Genomic DNA, 16,699 nt, shown 5'->3' with positions numbered 1-16,699 from the left:
CTCCTCGTTTTTATTAACTTTAGCTATTGTGTTATCCTATTACAAGTTGTTGTTTATCCTAGTATAATTAATACTATTTTAAAGGGAGATCTTAATGAAACCTGAAACAAGACTTCAAGCTTTATCAGAATTTCTAAAGAACCAACGTTCGAAAATTACTCCCCAAATGGTTGGTTTACCTGTAGGAACCCGCAGAAGAACACCAGGACTAAGAAGAGAAGAAGTGGCTCAACTAGCCGGTGTAAGTCTTACTTGGTATACATGGTTAGAACAAGGCAGAGATATAAAAGTATCTACTTCGGTATTAGATGCTATTTCTCGAGCATTACAATTAAATAACGATGAAAGGAGATATTTGTATGCTCTAGCGTTAGAGGAAGGAGTGAAACAACCCTTTATAAATGAGAAGGAGAAGGAAATCAGTCCAGCTTTAGTAAAAATGTTGCAGGAACTTCGTTATTGCCCAACGATTATATCAGATAGAAGAAGTCAGATTGTTGGGTGGAATCAAGCAGCAGCTAATGTATTTTTGGATTTTGAACAAATCAACCCGGCAGAAAGGAATATAATACGCTTACTATTCGCAAGAAAGGAATTTAAAAGTTTAGCAGTGAATTGGGAGCATTTTGTTAGAGGTTATATTGCAATATTTAGAACGTATTATGGCCAGTATGTGGCTGATGACTGGTATGAGCAATTTATACAAGAAATGGAACAGGCATATCCTGAGTTTCGTAAAATTTGGAATGAAAATGAGATAAGCTCTGCTCCTGAAGTATTAATTGAGTTTCGTCATGCTAAGGTAGGTAAAATGTTGTTTAATCTTACTTCATTACAAGTGCATGGGGATACTGATTTAAGATGCAGCGTCTATACCCCAGTTGAGGATACTGAAACTGAACTTAAGTTAAAACGTTTAATTGAAGGCTAGCTACCGTTTGGAGAGTAGAAGTTATTCAAGTAATACTTCCTTTACTTTGTTTAGACTGTAAATAAAACAACAACAACTGGTATATAGTTCCCACTCGTTTTTGTATTTGGGTGAAGTTGTTGTGTACATTTAATATAAAAAAGATCCTATGCCACCAATGGCATGTTCTTTAGATTAGCCAAGGTTAGCTATACCCAATAGATACGAGAACAGGCTTGTTTTCGCGTTTCGCTTTTTCAAATGCTTCTTCTCCCCAAGGGAACCAGTCCACAGGGTTATGAGCATGTTGAAGTAAATAAGGAGACTTCTCAGCGATTAATCTATTGGGTTTACTTTTGTTTGGCATGGGATCACCTTCTTCCTATAATTAGTGTATATTTAACTTAACACATTTTCTCAAAAATAATCCCTATTTTATATAGCTGACTGTTCTTTAGTATTGTACTTAGGAATACGTATTACCCCCGAAGCAGTTAAAACCCCTAATATAACTAACACAGCCCCAATAACTTGAAATACCTTTATCGGTGTTCCAACGGCAAATGAAATAATCATCGTTACAACGGGAACAAGGTTGAAAAATAAAGATGTTTTTCCTGCCCCAATCTCCTTAATCCCCTGATTCCACCATAGGTAACCCAAAACACTTGTAAAGAAAGCCATAAAGGCAATTGCCCCCCAAACTCCAATCGGGATGTTCGATAAAGAAACAGGTTTGGATGTAAATAAGGAAACTACTATTAAACTAATAGCACCGATAACCATCGTAATGGTAAGTGAAATGTGTGGCAACGCTCCTATTAGAGGTATATATAACAGTCCGTTCCTTTCATTAGAAGATAGCCACAACCTTATGTTTTTACGAGAGACCAATGAGAAGTAGACTCTCTTTCAAACCTATGTAGGACATCTTGGTCTTTCTACTTAATAACAGTGTTTGATAATAAATTAAAAAGACCTCATAAGGAGATCTTTTATCTACTAATAAAAGTTGATTTTTCCTTTAACACCTGTCTTTTTTGGGTGCTGATTATAAAACTTAGAACGGCAGCAATACTACAAGCATATGGAAGAGTAGAATATCCCCAATTCGATATCACGTAACCGCCAAGCATTGACCCGAGGGTAATACCAATATACAGAGCCGTATTATTCCATGCCATTACAATTCCCCGTTCTAAAGGATATTCAACAGCTAATCGAGCTTGATAAGATGTGAACCCTGCATATCCAACTAAAGCCCATATAAACATAAAGAAATACAACCAATCACCGGATGAGAAAAATACGCCTAGACAAAGGAGTATTAGGGCCAATACAATCAATGTATTTATAGAAATTTTTCTTTCCCCGAACTTATCAGTTAATTGTCCACTTGAAAGGCTTCCTAAAACTGCACCAATACCGTAAAAAGTTACGGCTAATGCAATTTCTGCCGGTGAAAATCCATTATTAAAGTGTAGAGCTGCACCTAAATAAACATACAGGGTGTACATTGAAATGGCCCAAATGGCAGTAACACTTACGGAACCGAGTATTCTTATTAGATTTCCTTTTAGTAAATTTGTTGTTAATTCATTACTAGGAACAGACTTCCATGCTATAAAATTTACAAACATCAATAGAACTCCTAGTATGGCCATTACAATAAATACAGAACGCCAACCGAGAAAATGTTCCAACAATGTACCGAGTGGTGTTCCAGCCCAAAGGGCTGTTAAGTGACCAGAAACAACGATTGAAAGCCATGTTCCCCTTCGGCTTGGTGGTGCGATATCTCCAATAATAGCGTAAATTAAAGGGGTAATGGAAGCTACTGAGAACCCAGTTAAAATACGACTAACAATCAACCACAAGAAGGATGGGGCACAGGCCGTTAGGATATTAGAAGCAGCAAACAGTAATAACCCCAATGTAATAAAAGATCTTCTGCCTTTCTTATCTGAGAGCCATCCAAAGAATGGAGCTGAAATAGCATACGTAATTGCAAAGACCGTTACCATCCATCCAGCCGTAGCTGAACTAATTTTATATGCTTGTGAAATGAATGGTAATAATGGAGATACAACAAATAAATCAGTTCCCATTAAGAATAAGGTAATCCATCCGACACTTAAACTTAATCTTCCTTGTATCTTCATCACATTCCCCCTATAATGTTATATTTCATGTATATTCTCTAAGTATCCTCTATACAAATTTAGTTAACATAACCATGATAGGAACCATCAAGAGAGGAGTGTCCATATATACCAAGGGTTCTAGATATATCAAAATTAATCGTTTATGCACGATATCAAAAATAACATTAAGAAACGTGGATTTTATGCACACAACGCAACTTTTGAGCCATTGAAATATATTTTACTACATATAATCAGCTTTATTGTATAATATATTATACAAATGTTTGTTTATTAGTATTTTATTCATTATAATAATTAAAACATTAATGATTATTTTAATTTATGTTTTCTCATGATATTGCAAAGGGTGGCTAAAATGCATTTAGAATCTGATAATCCAAAGCAAGTTGTTTTACAAGTTGGGGGAGTACTAAGAAAACTTCGTAAAGAAAAAAATTTAAATCTTGAAGAACTATCAGAACTATCAGGTGTAAGCAAGTTAACGCTGGGAAATATAGAACGAGGAGAAACAAACCCCACAATAGGAGTGTTATGGAAAATTTCAAGAAGTTTATCTATACCACTCATGGCTCTATTCTCAACTGAAAGTGATGTAAATCTATTTCGAGCTGGGGAAGGATTACGTATTGTTGGAGAAGAATCTAATTGGGCAATCGAACCAATTTTTCAAAATGTAAATAATAATATGGAAATGTACCGTGCTTATTTACAGCCAAATAGCTCCTATTATCCGGAAAAACATCATCATAATACAACAGAATTTGCAACTGTCATGTCTGGAACTATCACAATTAAAGTTAACAATGAATCATATAGCCTAAATCAATATGATTCAATTAGTTTTTCTACAAATGGTACACATTCGTACACCAATCATACTAACGATGTTGTTGTTCTTCATATTATATTGAAATACGCAATCTAAATTTTTTTCTTAGCTTATCCAAATACAAGGAATGCTCCGATCCATTAGGTGGATTGGGGCATTCCTTGTATTTATTTAAAATAGTTCTTCTTTGAGGATAGACAAAATCCAATTGTTATACTATATTATACATTACTGAGCATTAAATATATTATAATATATAAAGATTGTTCAACTGCAAATGTTTTCTTTATTCATTATTCATCTTTACAGTAATTCATAATGAATAAACTACATTACATGATTTTTCAAATTCTAGGAGGAAACAGAATGAGTTCAATGGGTCAAGTAATTAAAAAGGAGAATAAGGGGCGTACATCAACAGTTGGAAAATATTCCGTTTTGATAATGATTGTTGGTATTGTATTTATAGCAGCTAACTTACGAGCCCCTTTGACCTCAGTAGGACCAGTGGTTGGTTTTATTAAGGATGATATAAATATCTCAAATACAATGGCAGGTATGATTACCACACTGCCGTTATTAAGCTTTGCGTTATTTTCACCTATTGTTCCCAAGTTAGGGCAGAAATATGGGGTAGAACTAATTATTCTTGGCTCTATCGTCTTTTTGACAGTTGGTATTGCTATACGTTCCTTATCAGGAGTTGTTTCTTTATATATAGGTACTGCAATCCTTGGTTTGGCTATATCCGTTGGGAATGTATTGTTACCTGGACTAATTAAACGTGAATTTCCAAAACGTATAGGTCTAATGACTGGCGTGTATTCTATTTCTATGAACTTATTTGGAGCAATAGCTTCCGGTGTAAGTGTTCCCATTGCACTTGGATGGAGATTTGGCTGGAAGGGTGCATTAGGAATTTGGGGTGTTTTAAGCTTTATATCTATCTTTTTTTGGTTATTACAGATGAAACATAGTAACGTGAGAAGAGATACCGTTCATAAAGAGAAGGCTGACAGTCATGTAAACTTGTGGAGTTCGGCACTAGCATGGCAGGTAACCTTATTTATGGGACTACAATCCATGTTCTTTTATGTCCTAGTTGCTTGGCTGCCAGAAATCCTTAAGCAACAGGGATTAAATTCAAGTCAATCCGGCTTAATGCTTTCCGTTATGCTATTGGCTCTTCTTCCTTTTACTTTTATTGTCCCAGTCATAGCAGGACGCATGTCCGGTCAACGTTCGTTAGTGACTATTACAGCGATTTTATTTTTCATCGGGACGGTTGGGTTACTATACGGTCGTTCAAATTTAATTATTTTTTGGATCATTGCTTTAGGTATAGGAGGAGGCTTCGCATTCAGCCTATCCATGATGTTTTTCGGCTTACGTACAAGGAATGCGCAGCAGGCTGCAGAATTATCTGGCATGGCACAATCGGTTGGGTACTTGCTTGCAGCAATTGGTCCAACCCTTTTTGGATTTATACATGATGCCACTAATAGTTGGACTATTCCTCTTTTAATATTAGTCGGTGCATCAGTCTTACTCTTTATATTTGGTCTTAGTGCAGCTAAAGATCGATATATAGGCTCTACTAACTCACAAAACATATAACTGGGGATAAAAGAACGTTAGATATTTTTATAACCAGAGAATTAAACTTAAAAGCCTTCTTTATTTAAAAGGAGGCTTTTCTTTATTCACTCCTTATTTAAATAATCACCACTTTCGGAAGGAACATATATATACAGTCAATTCCTTTAACACTTTGCAATAATTTCTAATAATGAGTTCGTAAAAGTATACAGAGTTTTAATGGGTAATCTAAGAGACATGCCACCAATGGCAAGTCGAATAACCGATGCTGACCAGAACCGGCTTGTTTTCACGTTTTGCTTTTTCGAAGGCTTCTTCTCCCCACGGGAACCAGTCCACAGGGTTGTGAGCATGTTGAAGGAGATATGGTGACTTCTCAGCGATTAATCTATTGGGTTTACTGTTAGTGGGCATGGGATCACCTTCTTTCTTTTGTTTTAATTACATTTCGGCTACCACAATAATTATAAATAAATACAAAGCTTAGCCGATTTACTTAAAAGAGGGAGAAGGAAAATAATATAATGTTTAATTATGTTAATGAAGGAAGACACCGTCCTTTTCAGTTTTCTTTTCTTTTATTACAGGAGAATGGATATTTTTAGCTCTGTTAAATTTGATGTTGATCATTCCATAGTATTAAAGGGAACCCATTATTAATGGACGCCCCTTTAGTTCAATAAGAAAAATTACTGTCGAGTGTTACCTAACAATATATACTTTGGACTGAAAGGTTTTTAGCCATTCCAATGATAAACGATTTGCACAACGCCAGAGGAAAATGTTCTTGTATTCAGCATTTTTAAATTTATCCTTTGTTTTAAATCAATAAACAACGGTTTTCCTTCTCCCAAAACAACAGGGTGAATAGATAATCTAAATTCATCAACAAGCCCCAAATTTATAAAAGTTGTAATGAGACTCGCTCCACCATATAGCCAGATGTCTTTACCAGGCTTTTTCTTTAATTTATTTACTTCTTCAAGAATATTATCATTTATAAATATTGCTTGATTATCAATCTCATGTTGTGTTCTGGAAAAAACATATTTCTTTTTACTATGAACCAATTTCCAAATTTCCTTTTCCGTATCAGGGTCTTCTATTTTGGGGATATACTGTCCCCATAAATCGTAGCTTTTTCTACCATATAAAATAGTATCAATTTGATTTAAGAAATCAGTAAACCCCATATCAGGGTCCATAATACACCAATCAACTTCTCCATTTTTCCCTTCAATAAAACCATCTAGAGTAACTGCTAAATCTAAAATTATTCTTCTCTGTTTTAAGTTATTTGTCATAACTATTCATCCTTTTACATAAGAAGTTGGTAGAAATTCTTCTTCTATTCACACACCAGATGGATTAAGTTGCGTTTGTGGACAGAGTGAAGAACAATATCCTAAAATGAAAGTGCCCACTACTCTTTGCAGCTCGATTAGCAGGAACACTCTTTATCTTCACTTGGTTAAATGAAAGCTCTGTTCGATTAAGTTATAGATTTCGCTTTCTGGATCTGTCCGTTCTAAAACAATTGAAATCCAATGTTCCTTATCCATATGATATCCGGGTAAGATATTTTCCCCATTTCTTAAGCCATCACTTATGTCAGGGGGGCATTTTAAATTCAGAATATCAATTTCGTCGTGTCCTTCCAAGCCTAATTTTTCTGGGAGAACATTCATGATAAGACCATACCATTTTTTGTTTGATGTATGTCTCAAAGAAGCATAGTTTGGGTATTCCTCCCACGGATAATCAGGCGATGAACCGTACTTTTCTTTGACGTGTTTAAAGATATCTTCTCTTGTTAACATACTTCAATCATCCCTCCAACTACTTACGGTTAATTTCTTCTCTCTAATGTCACTTTTGAAAAAATCACGGGATTTGTAGTCTGCGATCCTTGGCTTGTCTATTTGGTTACTTTAATAGACATGGCACCAATGACAAGTCGAATAGCTGATGCTGGCCAAAACCAGCTTGTTTTCACGTTTTGCTTTTTCAAATGCTTTCTTTCTTCACCAAGGGAACCAATCAATAATTATTTCATAAAGTGCGGACTGCAAAATTACTTGTTTGGTTATTCTAACGAAAATGGCACTCTTGAAGGTAAATGTGTTTGAGTTTGAAATGTTATTTTAACATTATGTTCAAATCTTTTAATCGTTTTCAATAACTCTGTAATCACAATATATATCTTTATCTTTTGGAAAGAAGCTGCTTTGAACAAAAGTAAGGATAGCCAAAGATGATGAGTGGAGCTGCTAATGCAAGTAGTAACCCAGAACCTGATTGAGTGTCTTTGATGACTCCTATGAATATACAAGTACCGATGAGAAGGTACAATAAAACACCAAAAAACCAATACATACCTTGTTCCTCTTTTCCCTATAGGGTTTCTTTATTCTTTAATGGGTCATTTTGTAGAGCCCTTCTGCTTTACTTCTTTGAGGATTTTGGACCGTTTTTCAAAGGTTTTTTTAGCCCTGATTCCTTTTCTAAGTTTATAATGATGAGATCAATTGGTTTCAATACATTTCAATCCTCCCATATGAAAGTAACTCTCCATATATTTTAATTTTAAAATTGAATATTGAAAACGTACATAAGGGCATATCCTTATGTACGTTGAGGCACATCTTGCATACTAGATAAGTCCGCATCTTGTTAGGTTTTCCTTCTTGCCTTGCTGGGTGATAAATGAAATGCCTGACGGCTCTTATGATAAGATGACAAATATGACCGGATTGTCCCTATTTTTATTGTGAATCCTTTGTGATTATACTGTCAAAGGAAAGGAAGTGATGCAATATGTTTCGAAGAAAACCTTTTGATAAAAACTACGTTTCACGAGATAGGCGGGCATTAAATATGCTTGCTCTCAGAGTACCAGGCTTAGCTTTTATTCTCATGATCTATATAGCCTCTATCGTGCTGCAGTTTGTTTCTGGGAGCTGGTCTATTTTATTGCTTCATGTGTTTACAATATTAATCGCTATTTTTACTCTGCTGCATTGGCACTCATATCGATGGGTTAAGAATAAGGTCATTCTCTATTTTGTACTGCAAGGTTTGATTACTTATGCACTTGCTAATGTCATGACGGGCTTCTTAATGCTGGTCATCATTGGCCTTTATGCATTTTTGATTGGGCAGATTATAGGAATGGCAGATAGAAGAAGAGCGTTCCTCATTGTATATCTATTACTTCTGATATCAGCCAATGCGATATATCAGATTCACAAAGGCGAGTTTTTGCATTTTCTTGTTATCGCTGTACCTATCATGGTTGTCATTATCACTTATGCTGCAACATTTTTTGCGCAAGTTGATGAAAAAATAAAAGCGCAGCTGACTCTTGAAAGGCTGGAGCTTGCTCATCAACAAGTAGAACAGCTGACGTTGCAAAACGAAAGACAGCGTATGGCTCGGGATTTACATGACACCCTTGCACAAGGATTGGTTAGTTTAAATATGCAGTTGGATGCTATTAATGTTCATATATCGAAAGGTAACACAGATAGGGCAAAAGAAATCATTCAACAATCTATGAATAGAGTGAAAAGCACATTAGCTGATGCACGTTCAGCTATTGACAATCTTCGCAGCAAATCAGAAGAAATCGGTTCTTTAAAAGAAAGAATTACCTTACAAATGGATCATTTTAAAGATGCAACAGGTCTGTCTTGTTTTTTAGACTACAGATTAACTCAATTGCCTGATGTTCGTACTGCTGAAAATTGTTATTACATCATAGGAGAATGTCTTACAAATGCAGCAAAACATGCTGAAGCAGAATCCATATGGGTATCAGTTTGGGATGAGAAAGAAAACATCCATTTAACCGTCAGAGACAATGGAAAAGGATTTGATGTTGAAAGAGGCAGGAAAAAGAGAGGTCATTATGGACTTCTTGGTATACAAGAACGCGTCAGAGCAATGAAAGGCCAATTCGATATAAAGAGTACAAAAACAATAGGCACACAAATCGAGATAATCTTGTCAAATCAGGGAGAGATTGAAGATGAATAAGGTTTTAATCGTTGATGATCATCTAGTTGTGAGAGAAGGTCTCAAGCTGTTAATTGAGACGAATGATAACTACACAATAATCGGAGAGGCGGAAAATGGAAAAAAGGCGGTCCATCTTACAGATGAATTAAAGCCAGATATCATTCTTATGGATTTATACATGCCAAAAATGAGTGGGTTAGAAGCGATTAAACAAATAAAAGAAAAACACAACATACCCATTATTATTTTGACTACTTATAATGAAGATCACTTGATGATTGAGGGAATTGAATTAGGGGCGAAAGGATATCTGTTGAAGGATACGAGCTCAGAAACCCTATTTCATACAATGGATGCAGCATTAAGAGGAGAAGTGCTGCTGCAGCCTGATATTCTTAAACGTTTTCAAGAAATTCAATTTGAAAGAATGAAGAAACCAAGCAGCGATACTCAGTTAACAGAAAAGGAAATAGTTGTTCTAAAAGCGATTGCAAAAGGTCTCAAAAGCAAAGCGATAGCCTTTGATTTAGGAATCTCAGAGAGAACTGTGAAGTCAAGACTAACGTCCATTTATAATAAATTGGGAGCGGATTCTAGAACGGAAGCAGTTACAATTGCCATGCAGAGAGGTATTTTAACTTTAGATTTATAACACAGGTTATTTAAAAGTTGCCCAAACGTACATGCCCTCATGTACGTTTTTTTCATTTCCTTATGAACTACAATTAGGGGGAATGTTATCAAGCAATGTGTTGAAAGGAGATTATGATGTCAAGAATGTTATATAAATTAGGCGGATGGGTCGCTCGCCATCGCATTAAAGTACTATGTGCGTGGATCGTTGTGTTGATTGCAGCGATAGGGGCAGCCGGCATATTAAAACCTAGTTTTTCTGAGGATATGTCAATACCAGACACGCCTTCGGAAAAAGCAATGAAGGTGATCAATAAAGAATTTCCTCATGGTCCTGATAAAGGGAGCATACGGGTCATATTCGGTGCTAACGATGGGGAGAAACTTACTGCAAAATCAGCAAAAAAAGCAATAGAGAATACATTAAAGGAAATGAATAAAGACGATTCCATTGATTCAATTGCAAGTCCTTTTCATGCAGGAACGATCGCAAAAGATGGGACAGTGGCTTATGCTGATATCAAATACAAATCATCAGCAGATGATATAAAAGATTACTCTATAAAACATGTGAAAGATAGTTTGTCCATTGCTGATGATGAAGGATTACAAACGGAGTTAAGCGGAGATATACCAGGAGCCGAGATGGAGATAGGCGGTGTATCAGAGATAGTCGGTATTGTCTTGGCTTTTGTTGTTCTAGCTATTACATTTGGATCTTTATTAATAGCAGGCTTACCGATTTTAACAGCGCTTATAGGTTTAGGTGTAAGCATTGGGCTGACTTTGATTGGAACACAAGTGTTTGATATTGCCTCCGTCAGTCTTTCATTAGCCGGAATGATTGGCCTTGCAGTTGGTATTGATTATGCTTTGTTTATTTTTTCGAAACACCGCCAGTTTTTAGGAGAAGGTATACAAAAAAATGAATCAATTGCGAGAGCTACGGGAACAGCTGGGAGTGCTGTCGTTTTTGCCGGACTTACAGTTATTGTCGCACTTTGCGGATTGACTGTCGTTAATATTCCTTTTATGTCTGCAATGGGGCTAACAGCAGGGCTCAGTGTGCTCATGGCTGTTTTAGCGTCAATTACATTAGTGCCTGCCGTCTTATCAATAGCAGGGAAACGCATGATTCCGAAAGCAAACAAGAAAAAAGAAATACAAAGCGCTGAAACAAATTTCTGGGGACGCTTTGTCACAAAGAACCCTATTCTTCTAAGTGTATTTAGTATTCTCATCTTGCTAGTCATTAGTATCCCATCTATGCATTTGGAGCTAGGTTTACCTGATGCAGGAATGAAAGCTAAGGATAATCCCGAGCGCCGAGCTTATGACTTGCTTGCCGAAGGGTTTGGAGAAGGATTTAATGGCAAATTAACGATAGTGGCGGATGCCACAAGTGTTACAGAAAATAAGACTGATGCATTCGCAGATGCAGTAAAAGAAATTAAGGATTTAGATCATGTAGCAAGTGTTACTCCTGCAATGCCTAATGCAAAAGGCAATTTTGCTATTATTACGGTTGTTCCTACAACAGGTCCAAACGATAAAGCTACTAAGGATTTGGTACAAGATGTGCGCAGCTTAGCAGATCAAAACGGGGTAGATTTGCTCGTAACTGGATCCACGGCAGTGAATATAGATATTTCAGATCGCCTTAATGATGCAATACCAGTATTTGCTTTACTCATTGTTGGTTTTGCGTTTATATTGCTGACAATCGTATTCCGTTCGCTGCTAGTACCTCTTGTTGCTGTAGCAGGTTTCATATTAACAATGACAGCAACTCTTGGGATTTGTGTATTTGTGTTACAGGATGGAAACTTAATTGACTTGTTCAATATACCTGAAAAAGGGCCGATACTCGCGTTTTTGCCTATTTTAACGATTGGTATTCTTTTTGGCTTAGCGATGGATTATCAAGTATTCCTTGTAAGCAGAATGCGTGAAGAATATGTAAAAACAAAGAATCCAGTACAAGCAATTCAAGCTGGATTAAAACACAGTGGACCTGTTGTCACCGCAGCCGGACTAATCATGATATTCGTCTTTGCAGGGTTTATCTTTGCTGGTGAAGCTTCTATCAAAGCAAATGGATTAGCTCTTTCCTTTGGTGTATTATTTGACGCATTTATTGTAAGAATGACACTCATTCCAAGTATTATGAAGTTGATGGGGAATGCAGCTTGGTATTTACCAAAGTGGTTAGACAAAATCATTCCGAATGTAGATATAGAGGGTCATCAATTAACAAAGGAGATACAGCCCGAGATAGAGAATGAACAAAAACACCGAATCAGTATGTAGCAATATAGGCTCGCTCTAATAACATGTAAGGATGTAGCTCCTCTTTTTTTAAAGGGAATACAACTAATGGCAAAGTATTAGAGGTTAAATTTTATGGGCAATAAACAACAAAAGAAGAATATATAGAACGAGAGAAATAAAATTCATTTAAGAGTGGACTGAAAGGTCTACTCTTTTTTCATTCCGTCATCTGAATGAAAAAATGGTTATTCTAATAGACATGGCACCAAGTGCATGGCGGTTACAGAACTGATTTGAGTAGAAATAAGAAGAAGTGATATTCGTTAAAAATTCAGGTAATAGCACACCTAGACAATTTTAAAGTTTTTGCCCTTGGTCTTAAAAAATATATAAAACACAGGATGAATTCTAAATTCTTTACCGATCGTTCTTAAATTTGATATACTTAACACATGTTAGGTCTAACTTTTTTTTTCTCAAATGAGAATGATCGTTCTTTAATTATTTAAGAATAGGGAGAGATGAATGATATAAAGTTATTTTGCCCTAGTGCATCAATGATTCTCAGTACTTTATCAGTGTTAATAGATGATACGTTATAAGGTGGGATTACATGGCTAGAAATAAAGAATTTGATGAAAAATTAGCATTAATAAAAGCGATGGAGCTTTTCTGGGAACAGGGTTATGAAAAAACATCCATGCAAGATTTGGTGGACCATATGGGGGTTCACCGCAGAAGTATCTATGATACTTTTGGTGACAAACATACTTTATTTATGAGAGCTTTAAGTCACTTTGTAGAAGTAATGGAAATGAGAATGAAGAATGAGGTGAAAGCTGATTTAACGGTTAAGCAGACTATAAGAAAAATATTTGAAATGGTTATTGATCCAGAAGAAAATCTGCCAAAAGGATGTTTAGCTGTTAATACAGCAGTTGAATTATCCTTGCTAGATGAAGAAGTAGCTAAGAAAATTAAAGAGATTTTTATAAATACGGAAGCCTTATTATTTGATCTGCTAAAACATGGTCAAGAAAAAGGAGAAATTCCTAAACACTATAACATCAAAGGGCTTTCTCAATTCATTCATAATTCACTCGTAGGGGTACGAGTATTAGCAAAAACGACAAATGATAAGGAAAAATTTGAAGCCATTATTGATTTGACTTTGTCAACGCTAGACTGAGATATATTTTGTGATATGGAGAATTAATAAAAAAATATGTTTTTGAGGAGAGAATCATATGAAGTACACAGTTATTACAGGAGCAAGCTCAGGCATAGGATATGAGACAGCATTAGCGTTTGCTGCTCGCGGCAAAAACTTAATTATTGTAGCTAGAAGATTAGATAAATTAGAAGAGCTTAAATCAACAATTCACAATATTAATCCTGATTTGGATGTTGTTATTCGTACAAGTGACTTATCTGTCACAGATCAGGCATATACACTGTATGACAATTTAAAGGAATATCAAATTGAGACTTGGATTAATAATGCCGGGCTTGGTGAATCCTCTTCTGTCACAGATCAGAATTTAGATAAAGTGGAAACCATGTTGCGTGTCAACGTAGAATCCTTAACGATTCTTTCTACACTATTTGTACGTGATTATTCTGATGTAGAAGGAACTCAGTTAATTAACGTATCATCAGCACTCGGGTATGCAATTGCTGTTGGCAGTATTACGTATTCTGCATCTAAATACTTTGTTAGTGCATTTACAGAAGGACTTGCAAAAGAACTGGAACGCAAAGGTGCGAAAATGAAGGTGAAAGTTTTAGCACCAGCAATCACGGAAACAGAATTCATGAAAAATGCATCTGATACGAAAGAATTTGATTACAAAGCAAATATCCCGATGTACCACACAGTTGAGCAAGTGGCGAGTTTTATGATGGAGCTTTATGATCGTAATCAAGCAGTAGGTATTGTAGACGAAAACTATGAATTTAAATTAAGAGATCAAATCTATCCGATTCTAGAGATGTAATATTTAACCTATATAACGATACTCTATATCACTGCCACTTAAAGGATGAGAAACATTTATTTACAGAAGCGGTTCTAAAAAATTTAAGCATTTGAGAATGATCGTTCTAAAAATGACTAATGTTAAAAAAAAATAGGAAATGTAGTGAACTCTTTATGGTTTAGGTGGCGGGTTAAAATAGGAATAAGATTCCCCTCCGCCTAAACGATTATACAAAAAGGTGAAAACTCAATACATGTAATATGATAGAGGATGCTGATAAAAAATGAAAACACTCATGAAAGCAGCTCAGATCACCAAGTACTCAAAAAATCTCTATGCCCAAATCAATGACATTCCAATTCCAGAAATCGGTGAAAATGAAGTCTTGGTAAAGGTCAAAGCTGCGGCGGTCAATCCACTCGAAATGTTAATTATTACAGGTAGCGTGAAACTGATTCAAGATTATGAATTCCCACTAACGCTTGGTAATGAATTGACAGGAGTTGTCGAAAAAGTCGGAACAAATGTGACAGAATTTCACGTAGGAGATGCCATCTATACACGTCTCCCGCTCGAAAAAATTGGTGCTTTTGCGGAATATGCCGCAATTGACGCTGCTGCAATTGCACCCATGCCAAAAAATTTGTCTTACGTGGAAGCCGCTGCTGCACCACTGGCTGGACTCACAGCGTATCAAGGTTTGCATGAAGAACTTGAGGCACAGTCAGGTAAATCTGTTTTCATTCCAGGTGGATCAGGCAGCTTTGGCCAAATGGCTGTACCAATTGCAAAGGCAATGGGCCTAAATGTCATTGTTAGTGGCAGCTCAGAAGCGCGCGAACGCACTTTGGAAATGGGTGCAGACCAATATTTGGATTATACAATAGAAAACTATGTTGACTTGTTGTCGAATGTGGATTACGTGATGGATACACTGGGACCTAAAGAATTTGACAGTGAATTGAGTATCATCAAACCGGGCGGAAGATTGCTCTCTCTCCGTACAGGACCAAATAAACGTTTCGGAAAAGACCGAAATTTCCCATCGTGGAAACAAATGCTATTTTCCCTTGCTGGTGCAAAGTATGACCGCAAAGCCAAGAAACAAAACGTGAAATACCATTTTATCTTCGTTCGTTCTGATGGCGCACAACTTGAAGAGATTACCAAAATCATTGAAGAAAACAACATTGTCCCAGCAATTCATCCAACACGATTTACCATAGAAAACGTAAATGAAGCGCTAGAACTAGTCGCAAATGGACGACCAAAAGGGAAAGTGATTATTCAATTTTAAGGGGAATATAAGGAAAGCAGTCAAAAAGTTGAGATCATTTATGTAAAGGATTTTGAAACAAACCGCGAGTTCTGCCGATTAAAAAATGGAAAAGATAAAAAGCCAGGTCAGATCATAGAAAAACTTCAGCAAGCCGGAGTCCTGTCTCAGTAATGGTAAGACATGGAGAACTAGCCATTTCAATTGTTTCTTATAAAAAATGTTGGAATGAAATTGAGACAGGTGCTTACTCTAACAGACATATCACCAATGACACGTTAATACACGTAGCCACTACTGAGAAATTTAACATAACAAAAACAGCAGACTTCTTCAGGAATCTGCTGTTTTGATCATAATATCAAATTATTCGATAGAGTGATAGATAAGATCGAAATTACAACACTGAGAAAATTTAAAACTATCCCAGACAAACAACTATTAGTAAAAGACAAATCAAAACTAAACTTAAATGTTTATTTTTCATCTAACGTAACCTTTACTATTCTTGAGATAAATAATTGAAATCGGTTTCTTCATATTCAGGGAGTTTTTTGTCAATTTTTAAGGTGGACAATAACTCTTGAACATATTCACGTATAGCGAGCATATCAAATGGGAAATTGAAATCAAATTCCTCTGTAACAGCTAAAGTGTCCATTACATATGAACAATTATGTTTCATACCCAATAGATCATCATTAAAACGTAGCACATCTTGATATGATGAATCAGGTAGCTCAAAGTGAGAAATCAAATAAACATTAATTTTGTTACCTTCTTCAGAGTCTGGCAATCTTTCATCAACGTATAATAAAAAAGCACATCTCTCATCATCGTTTAATTCTACCTGAAAGAATTCAAAATCTCTTAATCTCAATAAACGTTTAAATCTCGTATGTAAAGTTCTCATTTTCAATATCTCCGTTTTTATTTTTAAGCTGTTACTAACGGTTTCCATTGAAACATAGAAGGGGTATAATACGCAATTTCCCATTAAAAGCTTTATTTTGA

General features: G+C 35.8%; 16 protein-coding genes and 2 pseudogenes. 9 read left to right on the top strand and 9 right to left on the bottom strand.

The genetic code is table 11. From position 1 onward, the window contains the following. Positions 1-94: 94 nt before the first annotated feature. Positions 95-931, top strand: coding sequence for a helix-turn-helix transcriptional regulator (locus NST56_RS21850; protein ID WP_010332646.1), 837 nt, complete (start codon positions 95-97; stop codon positions 929-931). A 184-nt stretch (positions 932-1,115) separates the two neighbouring features. Here the strand turns inward: NST56_RS21850 and NST56_RS21845 are convergent, their stop codons facing one another. From NST56_RS21845 to NST56_RS21835, 3 genes and pseudogenes are all read right to left on the bottom strand, one after another. Then, positions 1,116-1,277 carry a DUF255 domain-containing protein gene (locus NST56_RS21845; RefSeq protein WP_024123559.1) on the bottom strand — a complete coding sequence of 54 codons (162 nt, stop codon included), beginning with the start codon at positions 1,275-1,277 and terminating at the stop codon, positions 1,116-1,118. A gap of 68 nt (positions 1,278-1,345) precedes the next feature. Further along, positions 1,346-1,699, bottom strand: a pseudogene (locus NST56_RS21840) (DMT family transporter); the annotation flags it as partial. A gap of 206 nt (positions 1,700-1,905) precedes the next feature. Continuing rightward, a complete protein-coding gene (locus NST56_RS21835) occupies positions 1,906-3,072 on the bottom strand; it encodes an MFS transporter (RefSeq protein WP_339179159.1) in 1,167 nt (388 codons plus the stop codon). 361 nt (positions 3,073-3,433) lie between these two features. On the opposite strand from NST56_RS21835, the gene NST56_RS21830 reads away from it, so the two are divergent. Both NST56_RS21830 and NST56_RS21825 read left to right on the top strand, forming a co-directional pair. Continuing rightward, positions 3,434-4,003, top strand: a complete 570-nt coding sequence (locus NST56_RS21830) for an XRE family transcriptional regulator (RefSeq protein ID WP_326227596.1) — start codon at positions 3,434-3,436, stop codon at positions 4,001-4,003. Between the two features lie 270 nt (positions 4,004-4,273). Then, positions 4,274-5,524 (top strand): MFS transporter, encoded by a 1,251-nt coding sequence (locus NST56_RS21825; RefSeq protein ID WP_326227598.1) that lies wholly within the window; start codon positions 4,274-4,276, stop codon positions 5,522-5,524. A gap of 210 nt (positions 5,525-5,734) precedes the next feature. On the opposite strand, the gene NST56_RS21820 is transcribed toward NST56_RS21825, so the two are convergent. The 5 genes and pseudogenes from NST56_RS21820 to NST56_RS21800 form a co-directional block, all read right to left on the bottom strand. After that, positions 5,735-5,920 carry a DUF255 domain-containing protein gene (locus NST56_RS21820; RefSeq protein ID WP_268451242.1) on the bottom strand — a complete coding sequence of 62 codons (186 nt, stop codon included), beginning with the start codon at positions 5,918-5,920 and terminating at the stop codon, positions 5,735-5,737. A 323-nt stretch (positions 5,921-6,243) separates the two neighbouring features. Further along, positions 6,244-6,810: a dihydrofolate reductase family protein gene (locus NST56_RS21815; RefSeq protein ID WP_339179155.1), complete on the bottom strand. Its 567-nt coding sequence runs from the start codon at positions 6,808-6,810 to the stop codon at positions 6,244-6,246. A gap of 159 nt (positions 6,811-6,969) precedes the next feature. Beyond that, a complete protein-coding gene (locus NST56_RS21810) occupies positions 6,970-7,326 on the bottom strand; it encodes an MmcQ/YjbR family DNA-binding protein (RefSeq protein ID WP_326331760.1) in 357 nt (118 codons plus the stop codon). A gap of 117 nt (positions 7,327-7,443) precedes the next feature. Beyond that, positions 7,444-7,551: pseudogene (locus NST56_RS21805) on the bottom strand (DUF255 domain-containing protein); the annotation flags it as partial. Between the two features lie 160 nt (positions 7,552-7,711). Next, positions 7,712-7,882, bottom strand: a complete 171-nt coding sequence (locus NST56_RS21800; RefSeq protein WP_339179153.1) for a hypothetical protein — start codon at positions 7,880-7,882, stop codon at positions 7,712-7,714. A gap of 441 nt (positions 7,883-8,323) precedes the next feature. On the opposite strand from NST56_RS21800, the gene NST56_RS21795 reads away from it, so the two are divergent. The 6 genes from NST56_RS21795 to NST56_RS21770 all read left to right on the top strand — a co-directional run bounded on the left by NST56_RS21795 (position 8,324) and on the right by NST56_RS21770 (position 15,706). Then, positions 8,324-9,544 (top strand): sensor histidine kinase, encoded by a 1,221-nt coding sequence (locus NST56_RS21795; protein WP_168749295.1) that lies wholly within the window; start codon positions 8,324-8,326, stop codon positions 9,542-9,544. Next, positions 9,537-10,178, top strand: coding sequence for a response regulator transcription factor (locus tag NST56_RS21790; protein WP_010332633.1), 642 nt, complete (start codon positions 9,537-9,539; stop codon positions 10,176-10,178). The genes NST56_RS21795 and NST56_RS21790 overlap by 8 nt, the downstream gene beginning before the upstream one ends. 116 nt (positions 10,179-10,294) lie before the next feature. Then, positions 10,295-12,469 carry an MMPL family transporter gene (locus tag NST56_RS21785; protein WP_339182352.1) on the top strand — a complete coding sequence of 725 codons (2,175 nt, stop codon included), beginning with the start codon at positions 10,295-10,297 and terminating at the stop codon, positions 12,467-12,469. A gap of 574 nt (positions 12,470-13,043) precedes the next feature. Next, the gene (locus tag NST56_RS21780) at positions 13,044-13,619 is read left to right on the top strand and encodes a TetR/AcrR family transcriptional regulator (protein WP_024123547.1); all 576 of its coding nucleotides are present in this window, start codon (positions 13,044-13,046) and stop codon (positions 13,617-13,619) included. 58 nt (positions 13,620-13,677) lie between these two features. After that, positions 13,678-14,427: an SDR family NAD(P)-dependent oxidoreductase gene (locus tag NST56_RS21775; RefSeq protein ID WP_339179149.1), complete on the top strand. Its 750-nt coding sequence runs from the start codon at positions 13,678-13,680 to the stop codon at positions 14,425-14,427. Between the two features lie 265 nt (positions 14,428-14,692). Next, positions 14,693-15,706, top strand: a complete 1,014-nt coding sequence (locus NST56_RS21770) for an NADP-dependent oxidoreductase (RefSeq protein WP_339179147.1) — start codon at positions 14,693-14,695, stop codon at positions 15,704-15,706. A gap of 481 nt (positions 15,707-16,187) precedes the next feature. On the opposite strand, the gene NST56_RS21765 is transcribed toward NST56_RS21770, so the two are convergent. Next, complete coding sequence (locus NST56_RS21765; protein ID WP_339179144.1) at positions 16,188-16,598, bottom strand: hypothetical protein; 411 nt, start codon at positions 16,596-16,598, stop codon at positions 16,188-16,190. Positions 16,599-16,699 lie beyond the last annotated feature (101 nt).

Origin of the sequence: Bacillus sp. FSL R5-0560 (genome assembly GCF_037966305.1) — a bacterium.
Classification (GTDB): Bacteria; Bacillota; Bacilli; order Bacillales; family Bacillaceae; genus Bacillus; species Bacillus mojavensis.
Note: the sequence above shows the minus strand (reverse complement) of the source record. Positions and strands in the feature narration are given on the sequence as shown.

Coding starts and splice junctions, on each gene's coding strand:
- NST56_RS21790 (WP_010332633.1), top strand. CDS start 9,537: ATGAATAAGGTTTTAATCGTTGATGATCATCTAGTTGTGAGAGAAGGT.
- NST56_RS21830 (WP_326227596.1), top strand. CDS start 3,434: ATGCATTTAGAATCTGATAATCCAAAGCAAGTTGTTTTACAAGTTGGG.
- NST56_RS21765 (WP_339179144.1), bottom strand. CDS start 16,598: ATGAGAACTTTACATACGAGATTTAAACGTTTATTGAGATTAAGAGAT.
- NST56_RS21770 (WP_339179147.1), top strand. CDS start 14,693: ATGAAAACACTCATGAAAGCAGCTCAGATCACCAAGTACTCAAAAAAT.
- NST56_RS21795 (WP_168749295.1), top strand. CDS start 8,324: ATGTTTCGAAGAAAACCTTTTGATAAAAACTACGTTTCACGAGATAGG.
- NST56_RS21835 (WP_339179159.1), bottom strand. CDS start 3,072: ATGAAGATACAAGGAAGATTAAGTTTAAGTGTCGGATGGATTACCTTA.
- NST56_RS21820 (WP_268451242.1), bottom strand. CDS start 5,920: ATGCCCACTAACAGTAAACCCAATAGATTAATCGCTGAGAAGTCACCA.
- NST56_RS21825 (WP_326227598.1), top strand. CDS start 4,274: ATGAGTTCAATGGGTCAAGTAATTAAAAAGGAGAATAAGGGGCGTACA.
- NST56_RS21775 (WP_339179149.1), top strand. CDS start 13,678: ATGAAGTACACAGTTATTACAGGAGCAAGCTCAGGCATAGGATATGAG.
- NST56_RS21785 (WP_339182352.1), top strand. CDS start 10,295: ATGTCAAGAATGTTATATAAATTAGGCGGATGGGTCGCTCGCCATCGC.
- NST56_RS21815 (WP_339179155.1), bottom strand. CDS start 6,810: ATGACAAATAACTTAAAACAGAGAAGAATAATTTTAGATTTAGCAGTT.
- NST56_RS21850 (WP_010332646.1), top strand. CDS start 95: ATGAAACCTGAAACAAGACTTCAAGCTTTATCAGAATTTCTAAAGAAC.
- NST56_RS21780 (WP_024123547.1), top strand. CDS start 13,044: ATGGCTAGAAATAAAGAATTTGATGAAAAATTAGCATTAATAAAAGCG.
- NST56_RS21810 (WP_326331760.1), bottom strand. CDS start 7,326: ATGTTAACAAGAGAAGATATCTTTAAACACGTCAAAGAAAAGTACGGT.
- NST56_RS21845 (WP_024123559.1), bottom strand. CDS start 1,277: ATGCCAAACAAAAGTAAACCCAATAGATTAATCGCTGAGAAGTCTCCT.
- NST56_RS21800 (WP_339179153.1), bottom strand. CDS start 7,882: ATGTATTGGTTTTTTGGTGTTTTATTGTACCTTCTCATCGGTACTTGT.